The following is a 21,340-nucleotide window of genomic DNA, read 5'->3' as shown; positions in this document are numbered from 1 at the left end:
TCTGAATTCTCTAAGTAAGTTTAATCTACTCAATTACATAATTCAAAAGAATTGCTGGTCTTTATATATCTTTTCTGTTCAATTTTCAAAGATCATGTACTTCTGTGTTGAAGTACTTTGTAAGTATATCATGTGTTTTTTAAGTTGTCAACAATTTTTTTCATTATTGTTTTTAACTTTTAAAACTTATGTCCTTGCGATAAATAATTGTTTTTCTTTTCCGCTAAGGAACTTTTATAGAATAACATCTATATCAACATATGATATTACGCTTATACACTATTAAAATAAATTAAATCCTTAATAGTAATTATACCTATGTATTCCTTCTATTTCTTTATATTGATACACTTGGCATCGTGTTCATTGAATTTATTAATATAATTAATAAAAGCACATTCTATAAGTTTATAGAACATGCTTTTATTATACTAAAACTGTATTAATGTATTATTCTTCGTCATCTATTACTTCAGATGATATCTCTGGTTCATCTTTTTGTTCATTATCTTCAATAATAATTATATCACCATCTATACTTTCATTATCCTCTGAACTTTTTATCTTAGCAATAGCAACTACTTGTTCTTCACCTTTAGTTTTCATAAGCGTTACACCACTAGTATTTCTTCCTGTTTGAGCTACGCCATCTACATTTATTCTTATAGCTACCCCGCTACTATTAACAAGCATAAGCTCATCATCTTCATTACAAATCCTAGCGCCTACAACATTTCCTGTTTTTTCATTTCTCTTGTAGGTCTTAACTCCTTTTCCGCCTCTTTTTTGTAGTTGGTATTTAGATATGTTCGTTCTTTTACCAAATCCATTTTCACTTACTATTAAAAGGTCCTCATCTGGAACTATTATATCTATAGATACAACTTTATCATCTTCTCTTAATGTAAGTGCTTTAACACCTGCTGCATTTCTGCCCATAGCCCTTACATCTTTTTCACTTATTCTAATTGCATATCCATAGTTAGTAACAATAATAATTTCTGCATCACCATAGGTAAGCTTAACTTTTAGAAGCTCATCTCCTTCTCTTAAGGTTATAGCATTCATACCATTTCTTCTTATATTAATGAATCCTTTAAGAGGAGTCTTCTTTATTACTCCTTTTCTTGTTACCATAACTAAGTTACCATCTAATTTATTATCTTTTATTGCAAGAACAGCCTCTATCTTTTCACCTGGTGTTATAGGTATTATATTTATTAAGTTTGTTCCCTTTGCAGTTCTTCCTGCATCAGGTATTTCATAAGCTCTAAGTTTATAAACCTTTCCTCGGTTTGTAAAGAATAATAAATCACTATGAGTAGAAGCTATAAATACATTTTCTACAAAGTCATCTTCTTTAGTTGACATTGCTTGTATTCCCTTACCACCTCTTCTTTGTGAAGAATAGGTATCTGCTAATATCCTCTTTATATATCCTCCATGAGTTAATGTTATAACAACTTCTTGCTCTTGAATAAGATCTTCAAGTGATATATCACCAACACCTTGTTCAATTGAAGTTCTTCTCTTATCTCCAAACTTATTCTTAATTTCTAAAAGCTCTTCTTTTATTAAATCTAATAATAATTCTTCATTTTGTAATATATCCTTTAAGCTTTCGATTAAAATCATAAGTTCACTTAATTCTTGTTCTATTTTATCTCTTTCAAGACCTGTAAGTCTTCTAAGTCTCATTTCTAAAATAGCTTGCGCTTGCTTATCAGAAAAGTCAAATCTTTCTATAAGAGTAACTTTTGCTATATCAGCACTTTTGGATCCTCTTAGAATCTTTATAACTTCATCTATATTATCTAAGGCAATCTTCAATCCTTCTAGTATATGAGCCCTATCTTCAGCCTTTTGTAATTCAAACTCAGTTCTTCTTTTTACGACTTCCTTTTGGAAATTTAAATAATGAACTAATACTTCCTTTAGATTTAGTACCTGTGGCTGATTATCTACTAATGCTAACATTATTACACCAAAGGTATCTTCCATTTTAGTATGTTTATATAATAGATTTAAAACTACTTCTGGATTTGCATCTCTTTTAAGCTCTATTACAATTCTCATACCATCTCTATCTGACTCATCTCTTAAGTCATGTATTCCATTTATCTTTTTATCCTTAACAAGCTCTGCTATGTTTTCTATAAGCTTAGACTTATTAACCTGATATGGAATCTCTGTTACTATTATTCTACTTCTTCCATGTTCTTCTAAAATATCTGCCTTAGCTCTAACTAGAATCTTTCCTCTTCCGGTTTCATAGGCTGATCTAATTCCAGCCTCACCCATTATGGTACCTGCTGTTGGAAAGTCTGGTCCTTTTATTACAGTCATTAGTTCCATAATGTTAGAATCTGGTTCTTCTATAAGCATTATGACTCCATCTATTACTTCTCCTAAATTATGTGGAGGTATGTTTGTAGCCATACCAACAGCAATACCTGATGATCCATTTACCAAGAGATTTGGAAATCTTGAAGGCAATACTGATGGTTCACTTTCTTCTCCATCAAAGTTAGGTATAAAGTCTACAGTATCTTTATTTATATCCCTTATCATTTCTGCAGAAATCTTACTCATTTTTGCTTCTGTATACCTCATAGCGGCAGCTGAATCACCGTCTACAGAACCAAAGTTTCCATGGCCATTTACTAATATATATCTTATAGAAAAATCTTGAGCCATTCTTACTAAAGCATCGTAAACAGAAGAATCTCCGTGTGGATGATACTTACCTAGTACGTCACCGACTATTCTAGCACATTTTCTATATCCCTTTTCTGGAGCTAACCCCAACTCATGCATAGAAAATAAAATTCTTCTATGGACAGGCTTTAGACCATCTCTTACGTCTGGAAGTGCTCTACCTACGATAACGCTCATGGCATAGTCTATATAACATTTCTTCATTTCACTTTCAATATCAACCGGTATAACTTTTCCTTCATTATTGTTCATATATTTCACCTCATCTATGCACTATATATCTAAATTCATAACTTTTTTTGCATTTTCTTGAATAAATTCTCTACGTGGTTCTACTTTATCTCCCATAAGTATAGTAAATATCTCATCTGCTGCCATGGCATCATCTACAGTAGCTTTAAGAAGTATTCTTTTCTCAGGGTCCATGGTTGTATCCCAAAGCTGTTCAGCATTCATTTCTCCGAGTCCTTTATACCTTTGTATTGCAATACTATTGTCTTTTCCACCTAATTCCTCTAATATATCATTTAATTCTTTATCCGTATAAGCATAATAATCCTTTTTCTGCTTTGTAACTTTAAATAAAGGTGGTTGAGCTATGTATACATGACCTTCATCAACAAGTCCTCTCATATATCTATAAAAAAATGTTAATAATAAAGTCCTTATATGAGCTCCATCTACATCGGCATCCGTCATTATTATTATTCTATTATATCTTCTCTTTTCTAAATCAAATTCATCACCAATACCTGCTCCAAATGCAGTTATCATTGACCTTATACTTTCAGAATTTAATATTTTGTCTAATCTTTGTTTTTCAACATTCAGTATCTTACCTCTTAATGGTAATATGGCTTGAAACCTTCTATTCCTTCCTTGCTTTGCTGATCCTCCCGCAGAGTCTCCTTCGACTATATATATTTCACATTCTAATGGATCTTTTGAAGAGCAATCTGCAAGCTTTCCTGGAAGAGAAGTTCTTTCTAGTACAGATTTTCTTGTAAGTTCTCTTGCTTTTCTAGCGGCTTCTCTTGCTCTTGCTGCTAAAAGCCCCTTTTCTATAACAATCTTACCTACTAAAGGATTTTCTTCTAAATAGGTGCTTACACCTTCACCCATTATATTATCTACTATACCTCTTACTTCACTATTTCCAAGCTTTGTCTTTGTTTGTCCTTCAAATTGAGGATCTGTAAGTTTCACTGAAACTACAGCAGTAAGCCCCTCTCTTATATCATCTCCAGACAAATTCTTATCAGCCTCTTTTAATAACCCAAACTTTCTTGCATAATCGTTAAATACTCTTGTAAGCGCAGATTTAAATCCTATGAGATGGGTACCCCCTTCAACTGTATCTATATTATTAGCAAAGGAAAATATGTTTTCTGTATAACCATCATTGTATTGAAGTGCTATTTCAACCATATAATCATCTTTAACACCCTCCACATATATAGGTTCCGGATGTAAAGCTTGTTTATTTCTATTTAAATAAGATACAAAGGACTTTATCCCTCCCTCATATTGATATTGATCTTTTTTATCAACACGTTTATCTTCAAATGATATTTTTATACCTTTATTTAAGAATGCTACCTCTCTAAGTCTTTTAGATAAGATATCAAAATCAAAGTCTATCTCCTCAAATATTAAGGGGTCAGGCTTAAAATATACCATGGTTCCGGTTTCTTCTGTTTCACCAATCTTTTCTAAAGGACTCTTAGCAAGACCTCTTCCAAAAGATTGTTTCCATATAAAGCCTTCTCTTTTAACTGTAACTTCACATACTTCAGACAAAGCATTAACAACAGAAGCTCCTACTCCATGAAGACCCCCTGATACCTTATAGCCTCCACCACCAAACTTACCGCCTGCATGAAGTATTGTCATTATAACTTCTACTGCAGGTTTTCCCATTTTAGGATGCATACCTACTGGCATACCTCTTCCATCGTCTGATACAGTTACTGAATTATCTTCATTTATTACAATTTCTATATGTGTGCAATATCCTGCCAATGCTTCATCAATACTATTATCCACTATCTCATATACTAAATGATGAAGACCTCGTACACTAGTGCTACCAATATACATACCTGGCCTTTTTCGTACAGCTTCCAACCCTTCGAGGACTTGGATTTGACTAGCTTCATAAATATTATTGTTATCTTCCAACTCGCAATTCCTCCTACTTTATTATAAATAATTTTAGCTTTATAAATGTTTTATTCCACGATTAATTGCCACTTAACATTGCTTATTATGCTATTAAGTGGCAATGTGGAATAGAATATAATTTAATATTTAAATTATTTCAAATAATATTCTATATCAACTCTTTTAGTTAATGTTGCTGAAGATATAGGTGAAAAGAATATTTTACTCTTCTTTTCAACTTCTGCAATAACAAAAGACTTAGGCGCTTCTTTCGTTACTCGCTCTATAAATCCATCTTCTTCTGCCATTCTTAAAAATTGTCTAGTATCAGAACTATCCATACTAGTTTCCATATCAAATATACCTATTATATCCTTTATGGGCACTACTACATTTTCTCCTAAGTGAAGAAACATGAAGACTCCTCCTCTATGAAATTATATTTCCATCTATAACCTTAAATATTTTAGCGTCTTTACTTAAATATTCTTCAATTTCGTCTACACCGGTGCAGGTTATTATTGTTTGGACATCCTTAATAGATTTTAATATATATCTCTTTCTATTAAAATCTAATTCAGATAGAACATCATCTAGTAATAAAACTGGAGCTTCACCTGTTAAGTCTCTTAATATGCTTAAAGAGGAGAACTTCATAGTTAAAACCGCTGTCCTTTGTTGTCCCTGTGAACCATAGTTTTTAACTTCAATTTTATTTATGTAAATTGACAAATCATCTCTATGAATACCAATGCTTGTAGTTCCTCGTTCTATATCCTTTTGCCTATACTCTTTTAGTAAATTTAATAATTGTTTTTCTATATCATCTTTATTTTTAACAGCTGATATGTATTTAAAATATATATTTTCTTTGTTTGACGTTATATCTTTATGTATTTCACTACCATATTGATTAAGCTTATCTACATACTCACATCTTTTATTAAATATATACTTTCCAAAGTTAACTAACTGAATATCATATATGTCCAACATAGATTTATCTAAATTTCTATTTTTTAGCAAAACGTTTCTTTCTTGAAGAACTTTATTGTATTGAACTAAGCTGTAGTAATACTTTTTGTCTATTTGGCATAGTTCCATATCAATGAATCTACGCCTAACTCCTGGAGATTCTTTTATTATCCTTAAATCTTCTGGAGAAAACATAACAACATTAAAACTACCTATAAGATCTGATATTTTTTTTATTTTTATGGAATTTATTGTTATTCCCTTTTTTCCATTCCTTAATATATTTATATCAATCTTTTTATCCAATCTTTTTTTTGATATATAAATACTTATAGACGATTTTTCTTCATTCCACTTAATAAGTTCCTTATCTTTATTTGTCCTATGAGACTTTCCAAATCCACAGTAGTATATGGATTCTAAAATATTAGTCTTCCCTTGAGCGTTGTCTCCTATAAAAACATTTGCATTTGGACCAAGCTCTAAGTTTAAATAATCGTAATTTCTATAATTGTAAAGTTGTAAATATTTTATATACATATTAAACACCTTATAAAATTATATCATATTATTGTTAAATAATAATGAATAAAATAATTTATTTAAATTAGTTTATATATATTGTCTTTAAATTCTACTTTATCTCCTATTCTTAGCTTCTTTCCTCTTTGTGTAGCAATTTCACCATTTACTTTAACCAGGCCTTCTAGCACGTAAAATTTAGCTTCTGAACCTAAAGATGCAGCTCCACACCACTTTAAAAAAGAATCAAGTTTTATATATTCAGTTGTTATTTTTACTTCTTCCATTATTCATCTCTCCTATTTACATTATTGCCCTTATTTATAATTATTAATACAACTTAAATTATTATTTTACTAATCTTACAGGCAGTACAAGATATTTGCAGTTAAGTTTATTTTTATTTTTTATTATACAAGGACTTACACTGCTTGAAAATTCCATAACAACTTCGTCTTCTTCCATAATTTTTAAAACATCTAAAAGGTATCTTGAATTAAATGCAATTTGAATAGGGCTTCCTTGCAGATTTATTGAGATCTCTTCTCTTACCTTTCCCAATTGAGAATTGGATGTTATTACCATGGACTCATCTTGTATATCTAATTTTATTAAATTCGCATTTCCTTCTTTAACCATAAGTGAAGCTCTTTCGATACTACTTTGTAATTTATGTTTATCCACCGTAACTTTTAAATTAAATTCTTGAGGAATTATAGAATTGTATTTAATAAATTCCCCTTCTAAAAGTCTTGATATTATCTTAGTTTTTCCTAGGTTGAAAAGAATATGGTTTTTTGTAAATGTTATATCAACATTTTCATTGCTGTCTTCTAATATCCTTACAACTTCATTTAAAGTTTTTCCTGGAATTACAGCATTTATAGAATTTTCATTATCTATAAATTCATTCCTAAATGCAAGTCTATATCCATCAAGAGCTACCATGTTTAACATCTTATCATTAATTTCAAATAATATTCCTGTAAGTATTGGTCTTGTTTCATCTACAGCTACAGCAAAACTTGTGCCTCGTATCATATTTTTTAAAATACCTTGAGGTATACCAAATACTAAATCCTCATTAATACTTGGTACCATGGGGAAGTCATTAGCTTCTAAGTGGGTGATATTAAATATAGAATTTTGACAAGTTATTATGATTGAATCATTTTCTGCTGTTTCTATAGAAACCTCGTCATTTGGTAACTTTCTTATTATTTCTCCAAATATTTTTGAATTAATAACTACCCTTCCAGGTTCAATAACACTTGCTTTAATTGTTGTTTCTATACTTAAATCTATATCTGAACCTATAAATTTTAATTCATTATCACTGGCATCTAAAAATATTCCTTCTAGTATTGGCATTGGAGATCTTCCTGTAACAGCTTTTTGAACTATTGATATAGCTTCTTGTAGATTATTTTTTTCACATATAAATTTCATAGTGAGTCCTCCTTAATTTGTTAACAAAGTTTTATTAAAAATAGAATAGATATAGATATATTATAGATAAATATAGTAATAGTAGTAGTAGGGGCTGTGGATTTGTTAGTAAGTGCTTTAAGCCCTGTGATAGGACAAAAATTATGTAAAAATAACTGTGGATAAGTAAGTGCTCCATAGTTAGACTTATCCACATTGTTAGATTATATTTAGTTTTTAAAATGTATCCACAGGTTATGCAATAGTTATTATGTACAGATTGTTATTATTTTTGTGTAATCTTCTTGGTTAGGTCATTTACAACGTTTTGCAATGATTCATCAGTTTTTAATCCTGTTGAAATTTTTTCATAGGCATGAATTACAGTTGTATGATCTCGTCCACCAAATTCTTCCCCAATTTTAGGAAGGGACATATCTGTAAGCTTTCTAGATAAGTACATAGCAATTTGTCTAGGATATGATACATTCCTTGTTCTACGCTGAGATTTAAAGTCTTCTATCCTAAGATTATAATAGCTTGAAACTATATCTTGAATATTTGCTATTGTGATGTTTTTTGAATCTTTATTAGATATTATGTCTTTTAAAGCTTCTGTAGCTAATTCTAAAGTGATCTCACTATTTGTTAAAGATGAGTAAGCTACTATTCTTATAAGGGCACCCTCAAGTTCTCTTATATTAGATTTAATTTTTGTTGCAGTATAGACTAAAACTTCATTTGGTACATTAAGGTTTTCAACATCAGCCTTCTTTTTTAGAATAGCTATTCTAGTTTCAAAATCTGGAGCTTGTATATCAGCTATAAGTCCCCATTCAAATCTTGATCTTAACCTATCTTCTAAGGTAGGAATCTCTTTTGGTGGTCTATCGCTAGATAATATAATTTGTTTATTAGCTTCATGTAATGCATTAAATGTATGGAAAAATTCTTCTTGAGTTCTTTCTTTACCTGCTATAAACTGTATATCATCTATTAAAAGCACATCTACATTTCTATATTTATTTCTGAATTCTACATTCTTATCGTCTTTAATAGAGTTAATAAGTTCATTAGTAAATTTTTCAGAAGATACATAAACTACTTTTGTATTTGGATTATTTTTAAGAACATAGTGTCCTATGGCATGCATAAGATGGGTTTTTCCAAGCCCTACGCCACCATATATAAATAAGGGATTATAAGCTTTTGCTGGAGATTCTGCTACAGCAAGTGATGCTGCATGGGCAAACCTATTGCTATTTCCAATTACAAAGGAATCAAAAGTGTATTTAGGATTTAAAATAGCTGTCATTTCATCATTTGGTATTACTGAACCTTTTGTATTTATTTGAACAGATTCTTTAACAGCTTCTTCTTCTACTTGATCTTCTGATAATATACAAAATTCTATATTATATTTTTTAGAAGTTATTAATTTTATACCATTCATTATGAGGTCCTTATATCTAGATTCTAGTATTTCCCTAGTAAAATCATTAGGAACACCAAATTTCACTGTTTTATCATCCATAGCCATAGGTTCAGCACTTTTTATCCATGTATTGAAACTAACTTCTGAAAGTTCGCCTTTTAGGATATTTAAGGTTTTTTCCCACATTTCTTTAAGTTGGGCGTTCATTTCGTATCCTCCAGTCAAATTATAAAAATTTTATTATAGAAATTATATTAAAGTTTAAACAATGTATAAACATATTTATAAACAGCTATTTAAAATAATAGCCATTGTTACTAAAAGTATTCACATGTTTATAACTTTGTTAGTATATTTTATATGTTTAAAGTTATCAACAGTGTAAAAAAAACATATAAACATAATTAACAGCATATATAATAGTGAATTGTATGCTGAAATATTGATTATAATATAAGATACAAGAAGAATCAAATAAGTTATGCACAAAGTTATCAACAACTGTGGATAACTTTGAAAGTATCAAATATTATTAACAATTCTTCTCTATAATATCATAAAAATTTGATAACATTCAATAACTTATCCACAAAAAAAATTGTTGATAACTTTATCAACAAAAATTACATATATATATATAGGTTAAATTTCATTTGTCTTCTTGACATTAAATTATGCTCACTATATAATTATAGGGTAAAACTATAATGTATATGAGTATGATAACAAATACCTTATTATACATAAGAATAGATGAAGGGGGTGTAGTTAGAATGTTAATGACATACCAACCTAAAAAAAGACAAAGAAAAAGAGAACATGGTTTTAGAAAAAGAATGAGAACTTTATCTGGAAGAAAAGTTCTTCAAAGAAGAAGACAAAAAGGTAGAGCAAAATTGTCAGCATAAGGGCCGCTTTAGTGGCCTTTTTCTGCAATTGCAGGAAAAAAAGGAGTAATGTTTTGGCATGAAAGTCGAAAAGCTGAGAAAAAATGTTGAGTTTAGAAGAGTGTATAGACGAGGAAAGTCTTTTGCTAATGAATTATTAGTTTTATATGTATATAAAAATTATTATAATAAAGATAAGGGTAATATGCCTATTAATAGAGTAGGTATATCTGTAAGTAAAAAAGTAGGAAAAAGTGTAACTAGAAGTAAAGTAAAAAGATTAATAAGTGAAAATTATAGATTAAACTGTAGCGACATAAAAAAAGGATTTGATTTTGTTTTTGTTGCAAGGGTTGCTGTAAAGGATAAAGATTACTTTCAGATAGAAAACTCCATGAAAAACCTTTTTAAAAAGGCAGGTTTAATGGAAAGTGATTAAAAAGTTTTTCATTGCTTTAATAAAGCTTTATAGAAAATATATTTCACCTATGAAAGCTCCATCATGCAGATTTTATCCAACATGCTCAGAGTATGCATTAGAGGCTATAGAAAAATATGGAGCGTTAAAAGGTGGTTTTATGTCCTTAAAGAGGATATTTAAGTGTCATCCTTTTCATAAAGGTGGATATGACCCTGTTAAATAATATTGTCGGGAGGTTTAGTATTTGAAGTATATAAATCAGTATTTAACTCAATTTTTTGAATTTATTCATGGGTTAGTAAAGGTAATAACTGCTAATCCAGATTATTCTTATGGCCTAGCCATAATATTCTTTACAATTATAATAAGAATAATCTTGTTACCTTTAAATATAAAGCAAACAAGATCTCAAGTAAAGATGCAAGAGTTACAACCAGAAGTTAAAAAGTTACAAACTAAGTATAAAAATGATCCTCAAAAACAACAGCAAGAAATGTCTAAATTATATAAAGAAAATGGGGCAAATCCTTTAAGTGGATGTTTACCTTTATTGGTACAAATGCCAATACTTTTTGGATTGTATTATGTTTTTAATAATTTACAAGGTATAACTGGAGTGGGATTTTTGTGGATAAAAGACTTATCACAACCAGACCATTTATACATATTACCTGTTTTATCATTTTTAACACAATTTATATCTAGTAAAATTATTTCAAACAATGCACCTCAAGATGCTCAGGCAAAGCAGATGCAAACAATGAATATTTTTATGGCAGGATTTATAGGATTCATGAGTATGAAGCTTAAATCAGCCTTAGTTTTATATTGGGTTATAAACAATTTAATACAAATTGCTCAAACCTTCTTAACTAAAGCTTTAGATAAAAAGCCTAATGATGAAATTTCTACAAGTAAAGGTGCAAAAGAAATTAACTCCGATAAAGATTTAAATAAAAAGAATAAATAAAAATAGGGGTATGAGATCAAAGGTGGGTGAAATAGGTTATGAAGACAATCGAAATTAGTGGAAAGACTGTAAGTGAGGCATTAAAGAAAGCACTAAAAGAATTAAATGTTACAGAGGATAAAGTTGAAGTTGAAGTTTTAGAAGAGGGTACTAAAGGTTTATTTAACTTTATTGGAGTTAAGCCAGCCAAAATCAAAGTTAAATTAAAAAAAGATTATGTACATGATGCAAAGTCTTTTTTAGCTGAAGTTTTAAATGCAATGGGAGTTGTAGCTGAAGTTGACATAAAAGAAGAGAATAATATTATTAATATTATATTGTCTGGAGATAATATGGGAATTGTAATAGGATATAGAGGAGAAACTCTAGATGCTATTCAATATCTAGTTAGTCTTGTTGTTAACAAAGGTAATGATGAAGAATATAAAAGGGTTGTATTAGATACAGAAAATTATAGGTTTAAAAGAGAAGAGACTCTAAAACGGTTAGCAGATAAAACCGGCAGTAGGGTACGAAGATCTGGAAGAAGCTTTAAATTAGAACCTATGAATCCTTATGAAAGAAGAATAATACATTCCGCACTACAAGATAATCCTTATATTTATACTTATAGTGAAGGAGAAGAGCCTTATAGAAGAGTAGTAGTAGATTTAAAGAAAGCCTAAGGTGGCTTTCTTTTTTAATATACGGGGTAACCTCTTATTTTAAATTATTAGTTATAGTTTATAATCAAAGAAAGGTTATAAATAAAAACCATGGTAGTACTTGAGTAAGAGAATATGAAATGATATAATTTCTAATGTTTTATTAATACAAATAAACATATAAAAGTTGAAATCAAATTTTTATTTATATAGATAAAAATTTAAAATAAAAGTAATTATATAATAAAATTAAAATTATATTTATTAAATAATACATTAATTTTATAGTATAATTTATATAATATATATAACCGATTTTCGGGCTTAGGAGGCTAAAGATGAAAGATTTTGATACTATAGCTGCTATAGCTACAGCTGTAGGTGAAAGTGGAATTTCAATTATAAGAGTTTCAGGAGATAAGGCTCTTTCTATTGTTTCTTCTATATTTGAAGGAAAAGGCAATAGAAAGTTTGATGATATAAGTCCATATTCAATGAGATATGGAAAGATTATAGATAAGTTTAGTAAAGAAATGATAGATGAGGTACTTGTAAGTTATATGAAAGGGCCTAAAAGTTTTACTGCAGAAGATTCTGTAGAAATAAATTGTCATGGTGGCATTATGTCTACAAATAAGGTTTTAGAAGAAGTTATAAAGGCTGGAGCTAGAATAGCAGAGCCAGGGGAGTTTACTAAAAGAGCGTTCTTGAATGGTAGAATTGACTTAAGTCAGGCAGAAGCTGTGATGGATTTAATAAGAGCAAAAACTGACCTATCAATGAAATCAGCATTAATGCAAAGTGAAGGTATAATTTCCAGGGAAATAAAAGATATTAGACATGAATTATTAGGGGTTATAGCTCATATTGAGGCTACTGTGGATTTTCCAGAAGAAGATTTAGAAGAAATGACTTCAGATAAGATAAAAGTTGATTTAGATAATATAATAAATAGAATTGATAAGTTACTTGATACTGCAAATGAAGGAAGAATTATAAGAGAAGGTCTTAGTATGGTTATAATAGGGAAACCTAATGTAGGCAAATCTTCACTTTTAAATTCTATATTAATGGAACAAAGATCTATAGTAACAGATGTTCCAGGTACAACAAGAGATGTTATAGAAGAATATATTAACTTAGATGGTATCCCTGTTAAGGTGGTTGATACTGCAGGAATAAGAGAAACTGAAGATTTAGTAGAAAAAATAGGTGTAGAAAAATCAAAAGAAAAGATTAATGAAGCAGATCTTGTAGTATTTATGTTAGATTTAAGCAGAAAACTAGACTCTGATGATAAAGAAATCTTAGAGTATATAAAGGATAAGAAATATATAGTTATTTTAAATAAATCTGATTTAAAAAGAGAATTAGAAGAATATGATTTTCAGGATATGAAAAATGTAATTGAAATATCTGCAAAAAATGGTGATGGAATAGATTTATTAAAAAACAAAATAAAAGATCTTTTCTTTAAAGGTGAAATTAATTCCACAGATTTAATGATAACCAACTCTAGACACAAAGAGGCTTTGTATCGAGCTAAAGAAAAATGCTTAGCTTCATTGGAAACACTTAACAGTGGTATATCTATAGATTTAGCATCTATAGATATAAGAGGTGCTTGGATTAATTTAGGTGAAGTTAGTGGTGAAACTTTAGAAGAGGATATAATAGACAAGATTTTTTCAGAATTTTGTTTAGGAAAGTAGAGGTGAAAAATGAGATATTTAAGAGGAGAATATGATGTAGTTGTAATAGGGGGTGGCCACGCTGGCTGTGAGGCTGCACTAGCTTCTGCTAGGATGGGTAAAAAGACGCTTATGGCTACAATGAATTTAGATAGTATAGCCCTTATGCCTTGTAATCCTAATATTGGGGGTACAGCAAAGGGACATTTAGTAAAAGAAATAGATGCCCTAGGTGGAGAAATGGCTATAAATATAGATCACACATTTATACAATCTAGAATGCTAAATACATCAAAAGGACCTGCTGTTCATTCTTTAAGAGTTCAAGCAGATAAAACTAAATATCAATATAGGATGAAACATGTTTTAGAGATGCAAGAAAATCTAGATATAAAACAAATTGAAATAAACCATATAGATGTAGAAGATGGAAATGTAATTGGTGTAATAACAAGAACCGGTGCATATTTTAAAGCTAAAACTGTAATACTTGCAACAGGAGTTTATTTAAAGGGCAGGGTAATCTTTGGTGAGGTTAACTATTATAGTGGGCCTAATGGACTTGCACCTTCTATGAGCCTTAGTGATTCTTTGATAAACCTAGGATTTGATCTTAGAAGATTTAAAACAGGTACACCTGCGCGTATAAATAAAAACTCTGTAGACTTTTCTCAAACTGTAGAACAAAAGGGTGATAGCACCATAGTTCCATTTTCATTCATGAGTGATGATATAACTAGAAATCAAATGTCTTGCTATTTAACTTACACTAATGAAGAAACTCATAATGTAATTAGAGAAAACATAGATAGATCACCTCTTTATAATGGCTCTATAGAGGGAGTAGGTCCTAGATATTGCCCATCTATAGAAGATAAAATAATGAGATTCCCAGATAAACTTCAACATCAAATATTCATTGAACCAGAAGGTGAAGATACTGAAGAGATGTACGTTCAAGGTATGTCTAGTTCACTTCCAGAAGAAGTTCAAATTAGTATGCTAAAGACTATACCAGGACTTCAAAATGTTGAAGTAATGAGAACTGGATATGCCATAGAATATGATTGTATAGACCCACTAGAATTAAAACCTACACTTGAGTATAAAAGGGTTAATGGGTTATTTGGAGCGGGACAAATAAATGGTACATCTGGATATGAGGAAGCGGCAGCACAAGGATTAATAGCAGGTATAAATGCTGTTTTAAAAATAAAAGATGAAGAACAACTAATATTAGCTAGATCTGATGGTTATATAGGAGTCTTAATTGATGACTTAGTTACAAAAGGTACTAATGAACCTTATAGGATGATGACATCAAGAGCTGAATACAGGTTATTATTAAGACAGGATAATGCGGATTTAAGGCTTACAGAAATAGGACATAAAATAGGATTAGTTAAAGAAGACAGATATTTAAGATACAAAATCCGAAAACACAAAATAGAAAGTGAACTTAATAGATTAAAAAGTATTCAAGTAACAAGTAAAAGAGAAACAAGTGAATGCTTAGAAACCTTAGGAACTACAGAATTAAAAAAACCTATAAGCTTATATGAGTTAATAAAAAGGCCAGAGCTTGATTATTATATAATAGCGCCACTAGATGTGGAAAGACCTATACTTCCAAAGGATGTTATGGATCAAGTAAATATAGTGTCTAAATATGAAGGTTATATAGAAAAGCAATTGGAACAAGTAAATCAATTTAAAAAGTTTGAATCTAAAATGATCCCAAAGGATATAGATTATAATGAGATAAAAGGACTTAGGATAGAAGCAATTCAAAAGTTAAATACTGTGAAACCTATAAGTATAGGTCAAGCATCAAGGATATCAGGTGTTTCACCAGCTGATGTGTCAGTATTATTAATATATCTTGAACATAAGTATAGCCTTAGACATGAAAGTTAATATAAAAACATTGGTTTGGAGGTAAATATGGAGTTTTATGATTTAATGAAAATTGCATCAGATGATGTAAGTTTAGATTTTAATGAAGAAAAGTTTAATAAGTTTATGAATTATAAAGATATTTTAAAAGAATGGAACAATAAAATAAACTTAACGGCTATAATAGAAGATGATGATATAGTTAAAAAACATTTTATTGATTGTATAAAGGCTTTTAAGTTTAAAGGATTCAAGGAAGCTAAAAGTATAATTGATGTGGGAACTGGAGCTGGATTTCCTGGAATACCTATTGGTATTATGAAAGAGGACTGTAATATTGTATTACTGGATTCATTAAATAAAAGGGTTAAATTCTTAGATGAGGTAATAGAAAAGTTATATTTGAATAATTTTTCTACAATACACGGGCGAGGAGAAGAATTATCAAGATCTGAAAAGTATAGAGAAAAATTTGATATAGCAACATCAAGGGCAGTAGCTAATATGTGTACCTTGTCTGAATTATGTCTTCCTTATGTTAAGCTAGGTGGTTACTTTGTAGCATTAAAAGGACCTAGTATCGAAGAAGAGTTAAATGGAGCTAAAAGAGCTATAGCTATATTAGGAGGAAAGGTGCAAGAGATTATACCTGTAAATATTGAAAATAGTGATTTAAATCATAATTTAGTAATTATAAAAAAGGTAAGTTTAACACCAAGTATTTATCCAAGGAACTCAGGAATTATGAGTAAAAAACCTTTGGGATAAAAATTATTTATAAATATGTAAAAATATGATATAATTTGTAGTATGATTTTTATGGAATAAAAGAGGAATTTCATTGTTAATATAGAAACTATTAACAGATGGAAGAAGCAAGGGATGGTATGGAATATGCACAATGAAATAACGTATATCGAACCTAATCTTATATTACCCAATTTATACCAACCAAGAAAGTATTTTGATGAAGATGCTATTACTGAATTGGCAGAGTCTATAGAATCTTACGGTATAATACAACCTCTCTCTGTAAGAAAGATGAGAGAAGGAAGATATGAGCTAGTAGCAGGGGAGAGAAGATTAAGAGCCGCTAAAAAGCTAGGTCTTCCTAAAGTCCCAGTTATAATAGTTGATATTTCTGATAGGGATTCTGCAGCTATAGCATTATTAGAAAACTTGCAAAGAGAAGACCTAAATTACATGGAAGAATCTGAGGCATACTTTAATCTGATAAAGGAACATGGATATACTCAAGAACAATTAGCTTCGGTTATAGGTAAAAAACAATCTACTATTGCAAATAAGCTTAGGCTTTTGAAACTGTCCCAAAATGTAAGAGAAATAGTTTTAGATAATAAACTTACAGAAAGACATGCTAGAGCTTTATTAAAGTTGCCTACAGAAAAACTACAACAAAAAATATTGAATATAGTTATAAAAAAGTCTTTAAACGTAAAAGATACAGAGGAATTAATAAACAGAGAATTAATAAAAATATCTAGCGATACTGTATCTAAAGATGGTAAGAAAAGAATTAAAGGCATATTCTCGCCGAAGGTGTACATAAATACAATAAAACAGGTTTTTGATAAATATGGTATTAGTGCAAAATATGATTCTAAAGACTTTGATGAATTTATAGAAGTCACTATTAAGATACCTAAAAAATAAACTATAAATATATCTATTATAGACTTTTAATAGTTCAATATAAAAAGATACATTCTCATATATTATACGTAAAAATGTAATATGAGGATGTTTTTTTATATTAAAAATAAAATGTTTCACGTGAAACAAATAAATATTTAAATTAGGCTTTAATTATATTGGAGTAGAATATATAATGAGGATAAGAGAGAGGGGGTGTTGCTTAAGTATACTAAATATAATAACGAGTAATTAGTATATGAAAGCTAAATTATGAAAATGATATGTATTTTTAATCAAAAAGGCGGAGTAGGAGTGCGTCCGTAAAGGGTATTTAAACAACGTCCTTAAGGATATTAAACTAGAGAGATGTTTATTTGGTTAGCTGGCTTACTTTTTATAGGAAACTACAAAAAGGACAATAGCATGCCAGAAAAGCATTAATTTCAATAATATTGAAGGTTATTGCAAGACCAATGATATAATAGGGCCAAGGCTAAACTGCTTTAAACCTAGTTTCTCTTGCCTGAATCGCCAGGTAATAAAAATTTATTAGATAAGGTTTATAAAAATTTTTCCTATGATTTTTATACTCTCTAACCTTTCCAGGGCTATAATATAATAGCCTAGAGAAGCGAACAGGAGCCTAAGTTATATCTTTTGTTTATAAATCTAAACGGAGATAGCCTAAGTCAAAATGCCATTAAAGGCTATAGGATGTAGTTCCTTGAATATTTGATATGGTTACGGAGCTTTCGTAGTAGTCAGAGAAACCTGAATTAACAGGGAATGCCGTAAATTCGGATGCGGGAAAGCCGCTTACAGGGCGAAGGGAAGCAGATTACCAATTGCAAAGTTATGGAGGTATGCGAAATGCAAAAAGCTGATATGATTTTGTCAATACTAAGTAAAAAGCCTATAGAATTCAAATTTAATAGAATCTATAGACAATTATTCAATTTAGACTTTTATTATGGTGTTATTGATGAGATAAGTAAAAATGAAATATTCAAAGAGTATACAATTAAAGAAAATATAGATATTGATAAACTAGTACAAAATATTATATTCCGATTAAAGACAGAAAAGTATAATCCTAAAGACTTAAATTGCATTATTAACAATAAATATATATATTTATTAAAGTCTACGGATATTAGTAAATTTAAAGAAGATGCTTTATTGAATATGTATATTAATGAAGGAGCAATAGAGGATTATATAATTCAAAAGGTATTAAAGCAGGTGTTAGATAATATTTACTTTTCTAATTTAAATAAAGAAGAATTCTTTAAGATTTTAGATAAAAAAGAAGATGTAATTAGTTATTTAAAAGGTATAAAACACATATACTATTATAAGGTGGTAAAGATTAATTTAAATGAAATGTTTCACGTGAAACAAATAGATATTTTAACAAGTATTATTAATGATAAAATAGATGATGGAAGGTTGAAAGCACTTATAGATTTATTTATTAAATCAAATTATTTAAGGTTTTATGAAATAGTAAAAAATGATGATTTGTATTATATGTATATAGATAAAGATAGCCACGTTAGTGCTAGTCTTTATCAATTATATTTCTTAAAATTAAGAAATGTAATTGAAGAGTTAATAAATTTAAATAGAGTAAATGTCAGTGCTGTATGCTATTATGATGAGGCACTTTTAATGATAAAGCATGGCGGTGATGTGAAAGGATTTTTAAAAGATCTAAATTACAGGTTAAAACAATTAAAATATATGGATATTGAAGAATATCAATTAAAAGACTCAAACAATATAGATTTTTTTAATTATAATATTAGATTTAGAAACAAAGAATCCTTTACAAAGATTTTAGTTAGTTCTAAAGTTATGAATACTTCAATTAATAATTTCAAAAAAGAAAATAAACCTTCCTATATAGGGAAAAGAATAAATTTAAAGCGTGAAGACATTATAAGGTTATATACTCTTGAAATAGATTATATTTATGAATATTATAAATATGCTGAAGATGTTAATTACAAGATGAGACGATTTAGATATTATCATAAAAATAGTATGATAAGTACAATAGCTTTAAAAGAAAATATATCAATAAAAGCAGTTAAAGAAAAGTATATAAAAAGATATAACTTTTCTCATCAAGAAAGTTATAATCAAGAAAATAAAACACCATATTTAAGTAACAGACTAAAAACACAAAAAATATAGATTTACTTAGGGTAATTAGAGAGCCGTATACGCTGAAAGGTGTACGTACGGTTCGGTGGAGGGTCTTAGAAAACCAATTATAGAAATATAGTAAGGCGTCTTTTTCCTATCCTACAAAACAACAACCAATATTAATTTATGTTCATATCTTGCATTAGAGGGATATAAGGTACTAGCAATAGATATAGATCCTCAGGGAAATACTACTAGTGGACTTGGTATCGATAAAAAGAACCTTAAATATTCAGCTTATGATGTTATATCATCTGATATATCTGCAGAAGAAGCAATATTAGAATCAGAATTAATTAAAAATTTATATGTAATACCATCAACTATGGAACTTGCAGGTGCTGAGGTAGAGCTTATGAATAAAAAAGATAAGGAAGTGATTTTAAGGGATAAGCTGGATCAAGTTAAAGATAAATTTGATTATATATTTATAGACTGCCCACCATCTTTAGGGTTTTTAACAATTAATGCCTTAGCTGCATGCAATTCAGTGCTTATACCAATACAATGTGAATTTTATGCATTAGAAGGAGTAGGACAACTTGTAAACACCATTCAATTGGTTAAAAAGTCATTAAATAAAGATATAGAAATAGAAGGTATTTTAATGAGTATGTATGATAGTAGGGTAAAACTTGCAAATGAGGTTGTTTCAGAAGTAAGAAAATTCTTTAAAGATAAGGTTTACGATACAACAATACCTAGAAATATAAGGTTAGCAGAAGCACCTAGCTATGGTCTTCCAATTGCACTTTATGATAATAAGTGTAGAGGTGCATCTTCTTATGAAGATTTAGCTAAAGAGTTTATAAAAAGACAAGGGGGGGATAGCATTGGCTAAAAGGTCAGGCCTTGGAAAGGGCCTCAGTGCCCTTATTCCTGAAGAATTAAATGAAGATGAAAATAAAAGTATTATTTCTATGAATTTAATTAAGCCAAATAGCAAACAACCCCGTAAAATTTTTGATGAAGAAAAACTTTCTTCTTTAGCTGAATCTATAAAAGAGCATGGTATTATACAACCCATTGTAGTTAAAAGCGTTAATAATGGGTATATGATTATAGCTGGAGAGAGAAGATGGAGGGCAGCTAAGCTAGCTGGATTAAAAGAAGTACCAGTTATAGTAATGGATCTTACAGACAAACAAGTTTTAGAAATATCTCTTATAGAAAATATACAAAGAGAAGATTTAAATCCTATAGAAGAGGCATTAGCATATAGGAGGCTTACTCAAGAGTTTAATTTGAAACAAGAAGAATTGAGTATAAGAATAGGTAAATCTAGGGTGGCAATTTCAAATACGCTTAGATTACTAAACTTAGATGATAGAGTACAAGATTATTTAAAAGAGGGAGTAATAACCGAAGGTCATGGAAGAGCGTTACTTGCTGTAGCTAATAAAAACTTACAATATGAGTTATCTCAAAAGATAATAGATGAGGAGCTTACAGTTAGAGATATTGAAAAGATAATAAAAGATATAAACAAAGATAATACAACTATAGAAGTTAATAAACCTATAAATCCATATTATAATGAAATAAAAGAAAAGCTTCAAAATTATTTTGATACTAAGGTTAATATTAATTTTAAGAAAAATAACAAGGGAAAAATAGAAATAGAGTATTACTCAGAGGAAGATCTTCAAAGAATTTTAGATATGATGAAAATAGAGTCAAAATAATCATAGGTAAAAGTTTAAATGATTATAAAACATGAATA

General features: G+C 29.2%; 18 protein-coding genes and 1 pseudogene. 12 read left to right on the top strand and 7 right to left on the bottom strand.

The genetic code is table 11. The annotated features are described in order from the left end of the window. Positions 1 to 450: 450 nt before the first annotated feature. The 7 genes from gyrA to dnaA form a co-directional block, all read right to left on the bottom strand. Positions 451 to 2,970, bottom strand: coding sequence for a DNA gyrase subunit A (gene gyrA, locus BD821_RS10440; RefSeq protein ID WP_104410422.1), 2,520 nt, complete (start codon positions 2,968 to 2,970; stop codon positions 451 to 453). A 21-nt stretch (positions 2,971 to 2,991) separates the two neighbouring features. After that, positions 2,992 to 4,899 carry a DNA topoisomerase (ATP-hydrolyzing) subunit B gene (gene gyrB / locus BD821_RS10435; RefSeq protein WP_029451768.1) on the bottom strand — a complete coding sequence of 636 codons (1,908 nt, stop codon included), beginning with the start codon at positions 4,897 to 4,899 and terminating at the stop codon, positions 2,992 to 2,994. Positions 4,900 to 5,033: 134 nt separating this feature from the next. Continuing rightward, the gene (gene remB, locus BD821_RS10430) at positions 5,034 to 5,297 is read right to left on the bottom strand and encodes an extracellular matrix regulator RemB (protein ID WP_029451767.1); all 264 of its coding nucleotides are present in this window, start codon (positions 5,295 to 5,297) and stop codon (positions 5,034 to 5,036) included. A gap of 13 nt (positions 5,298 to 5,310) precedes the next feature. Beyond that, a complete protein-coding gene (gene recF, locus BD821_RS10425; RefSeq protein ID WP_104410421.1) occupies positions 5,311 to 6,396 on the bottom strand; it encodes a DNA replication/repair protein RecF in 1,086 nt (361 codons plus the stop codon). Positions 6,397 to 6,458: 62 nt separating this feature from the next. Continuing rightward, a complete protein-coding gene (gene yaaA, locus BD821_RS10420) occupies positions 6,459 to 6,665 on the bottom strand; it encodes a S4 domain-containing protein YaaA (protein ID WP_029451765.1) in 207 nt (68 codons plus the stop codon). Between the two features lie 61 nt (positions 6,666 to 6,726). Continuing rightward, entirely contained in the window at positions 6,727 to 7,827 is a 1,101-nt protein-coding gene (gene dnaN, locus BD821_RS10415; RefSeq protein ID WP_104410420.1) for a DNA polymerase III subunit beta, read from the bottom strand. 265 nt (positions 7,828 to 8,092) lie between these two features. Beyond that, positions 8,093 to 9,448 carry a chromosomal replication initiator protein DnaA gene (gene dnaA / locus BD821_RS10410; protein ID WP_029451763.1) on the bottom strand — a complete coding sequence of 452 codons (1,356 nt, stop codon included), beginning with the start codon at positions 9,446 to 9,448 and terminating at the stop codon, positions 8,093 to 8,095. A 566-nt stretch (positions 9,449 to 10,014) separates the two neighbouring features. On the opposite strand from dnaA, the gene rpmH reads away from it, so the two are divergent. The 12 genes and pseudogenes from rpmH (at position 10,015) to BD821_RS10350 (ending at position 21,302) form a co-directional block, all read left to right on the top strand. Further along, positions 10,015 to 10,149, top strand: a complete 135-nt coding sequence (rpmH, locus tag BD821_RS10405) for a 50S ribosomal protein L34 (RefSeq protein ID WP_029451762.1) — start codon at positions 10,015 to 10,017, stop codon at positions 10,147 to 10,149. A 58-nt stretch (positions 10,150 to 10,207) separates the two neighbouring features. Beyond that, the gene (gene rnpA, locus BD821_RS10400) at positions 10,208 to 10,567 is read left to right on the top strand and encodes a ribonuclease P protein component (protein ID WP_029451761.1); all 360 of its coding nucleotides are present in this window, start codon (positions 10,208 to 10,210) and stop codon (positions 10,565 to 10,567) included. Beyond that, on the top strand, positions 10,563 to 10,772 hold the full coding sequence (yidD, locus tag BD821_RS10395) for a membrane protein insertion efficiency factor YidD (protein ID WP_029451760.1): 210 nt from the start codon (positions 10,563 to 10,565) through the stop codon (positions 10,770 to 10,772). The genes rnpA and yidD overlap by 5 nt, the downstream gene beginning before the upstream one ends. Before the next feature lie 21 nt (positions 10,773 to 10,793). After that, positions 10,794 to 11,519 (top strand): membrane protein insertase YidC, encoded by a 726-nt coding sequence (gene yidC, locus BD821_RS10390; RefSeq protein WP_051652403.1) that lies wholly within the window; start codon positions 10,794 to 10,796, stop codon positions 11,517 to 11,519. Positions 11,520 to 11,557: 38 nt separating this feature from the next. After that, entirely contained in the window at positions 11,558 to 12,184 is a 627-nt protein-coding gene (gene jag, locus BD821_RS10385) for an RNA-binding cell elongation regulator Jag/EloR (RefSeq protein ID WP_029451758.1), read from the top strand. Between the two features lie 317 nt (positions 12,185 to 12,501). Continuing rightward, positions 12,502 to 13,875, top strand: coding sequence for a tRNA uridine-5-carboxymethylaminomethyl(34) synthesis GTPase MnmE (gene mnmE, locus BD821_RS10380; protein ID WP_104410419.1), 1,374 nt, complete (start codon positions 12,502 to 12,504; stop codon positions 13,873 to 13,875). A 9-nt stretch (positions 13,876 to 13,884) separates the two neighbouring features. Then, on the top strand, positions 13,885 to 15,771 hold the full coding sequence (gene mnmG, locus BD821_RS10375; RefSeq protein WP_104410418.1) for a tRNA uridine-5-carboxymethylaminomethyl(34) synthesis enzyme MnmG: 1,887 nt from the start codon (positions 13,885 to 13,887) through the stop codon (positions 15,769 to 15,771). A 27-nt stretch (positions 15,772 to 15,798) separates the two neighbouring features. Next, positions 15,799 to 16,518: a 16S rRNA (guanine(527)-N(7))-methyltransferase RsmG gene (gene rsmG / locus BD821_RS10370; protein WP_104410417.1), complete on the top strand. Its 720-nt coding sequence runs from the start codon at positions 15,799 to 15,801 to the stop codon at positions 16,516 to 16,518. A gap of 126 nt (positions 16,519 to 16,644) precedes the next feature. Beyond that, the gene (gene noc, locus BD821_RS10365; RefSeq protein ID WP_029451754.1) at positions 16,645 to 17,424 is read left to right on the top strand and encodes a nucleoid occlusion protein; all 780 of its coding nucleotides are present in this window, start codon (positions 16,645 to 16,647) and stop codon (positions 17,422 to 17,424) included. An 852-nt stretch (positions 17,425 to 18,276) separates the two neighbouring features. Continuing rightward, positions 18,277 to 19,605: a hypothetical protein gene (locus BD821_RS10360; protein ID WP_104410416.1), complete on the top strand. Its 1,329-nt coding sequence runs from the start codon at positions 18,277 to 18,279 to the stop codon at positions 19,603 to 19,605. A 115-nt stretch (positions 19,606 to 19,720) separates the two neighbouring features. Then, a pseudogene (locus BD821_RS10355) lies at positions 19,721 to 20,458 on the top strand (ParA family protein); the annotation flags it as partial. Further along, positions 20,451 to 21,302, top strand: coding sequence for a ParB/RepB/Spo0J family partition protein (locus tag BD821_RS10350; protein ID WP_104410415.1), 852 nt, complete (start codon positions 20,451 to 20,453; stop codon positions 21,300 to 21,302). The pseudogene BD821_RS10355 and the gene BD821_RS10350, both read left to right, overlap by 8 nt. The last annotated feature ends 38 nt before the right edge of the window (positions 21,303 to 21,340 follow it).

The organism is Clostridium algidicarnis DSM 15099 (assembly GCF_002934235.1).
GTDB lineage: Bacteria > Bacillota > Clostridia > Clostridiales > Clostridiaceae > Clostridium_L > Clostridium_L algidicarnis.
The sequence above is the reverse complement of the archived record's forward strand: the minus strand, read 5'-3'. Positions and strand labels throughout refer to the sequence as shown.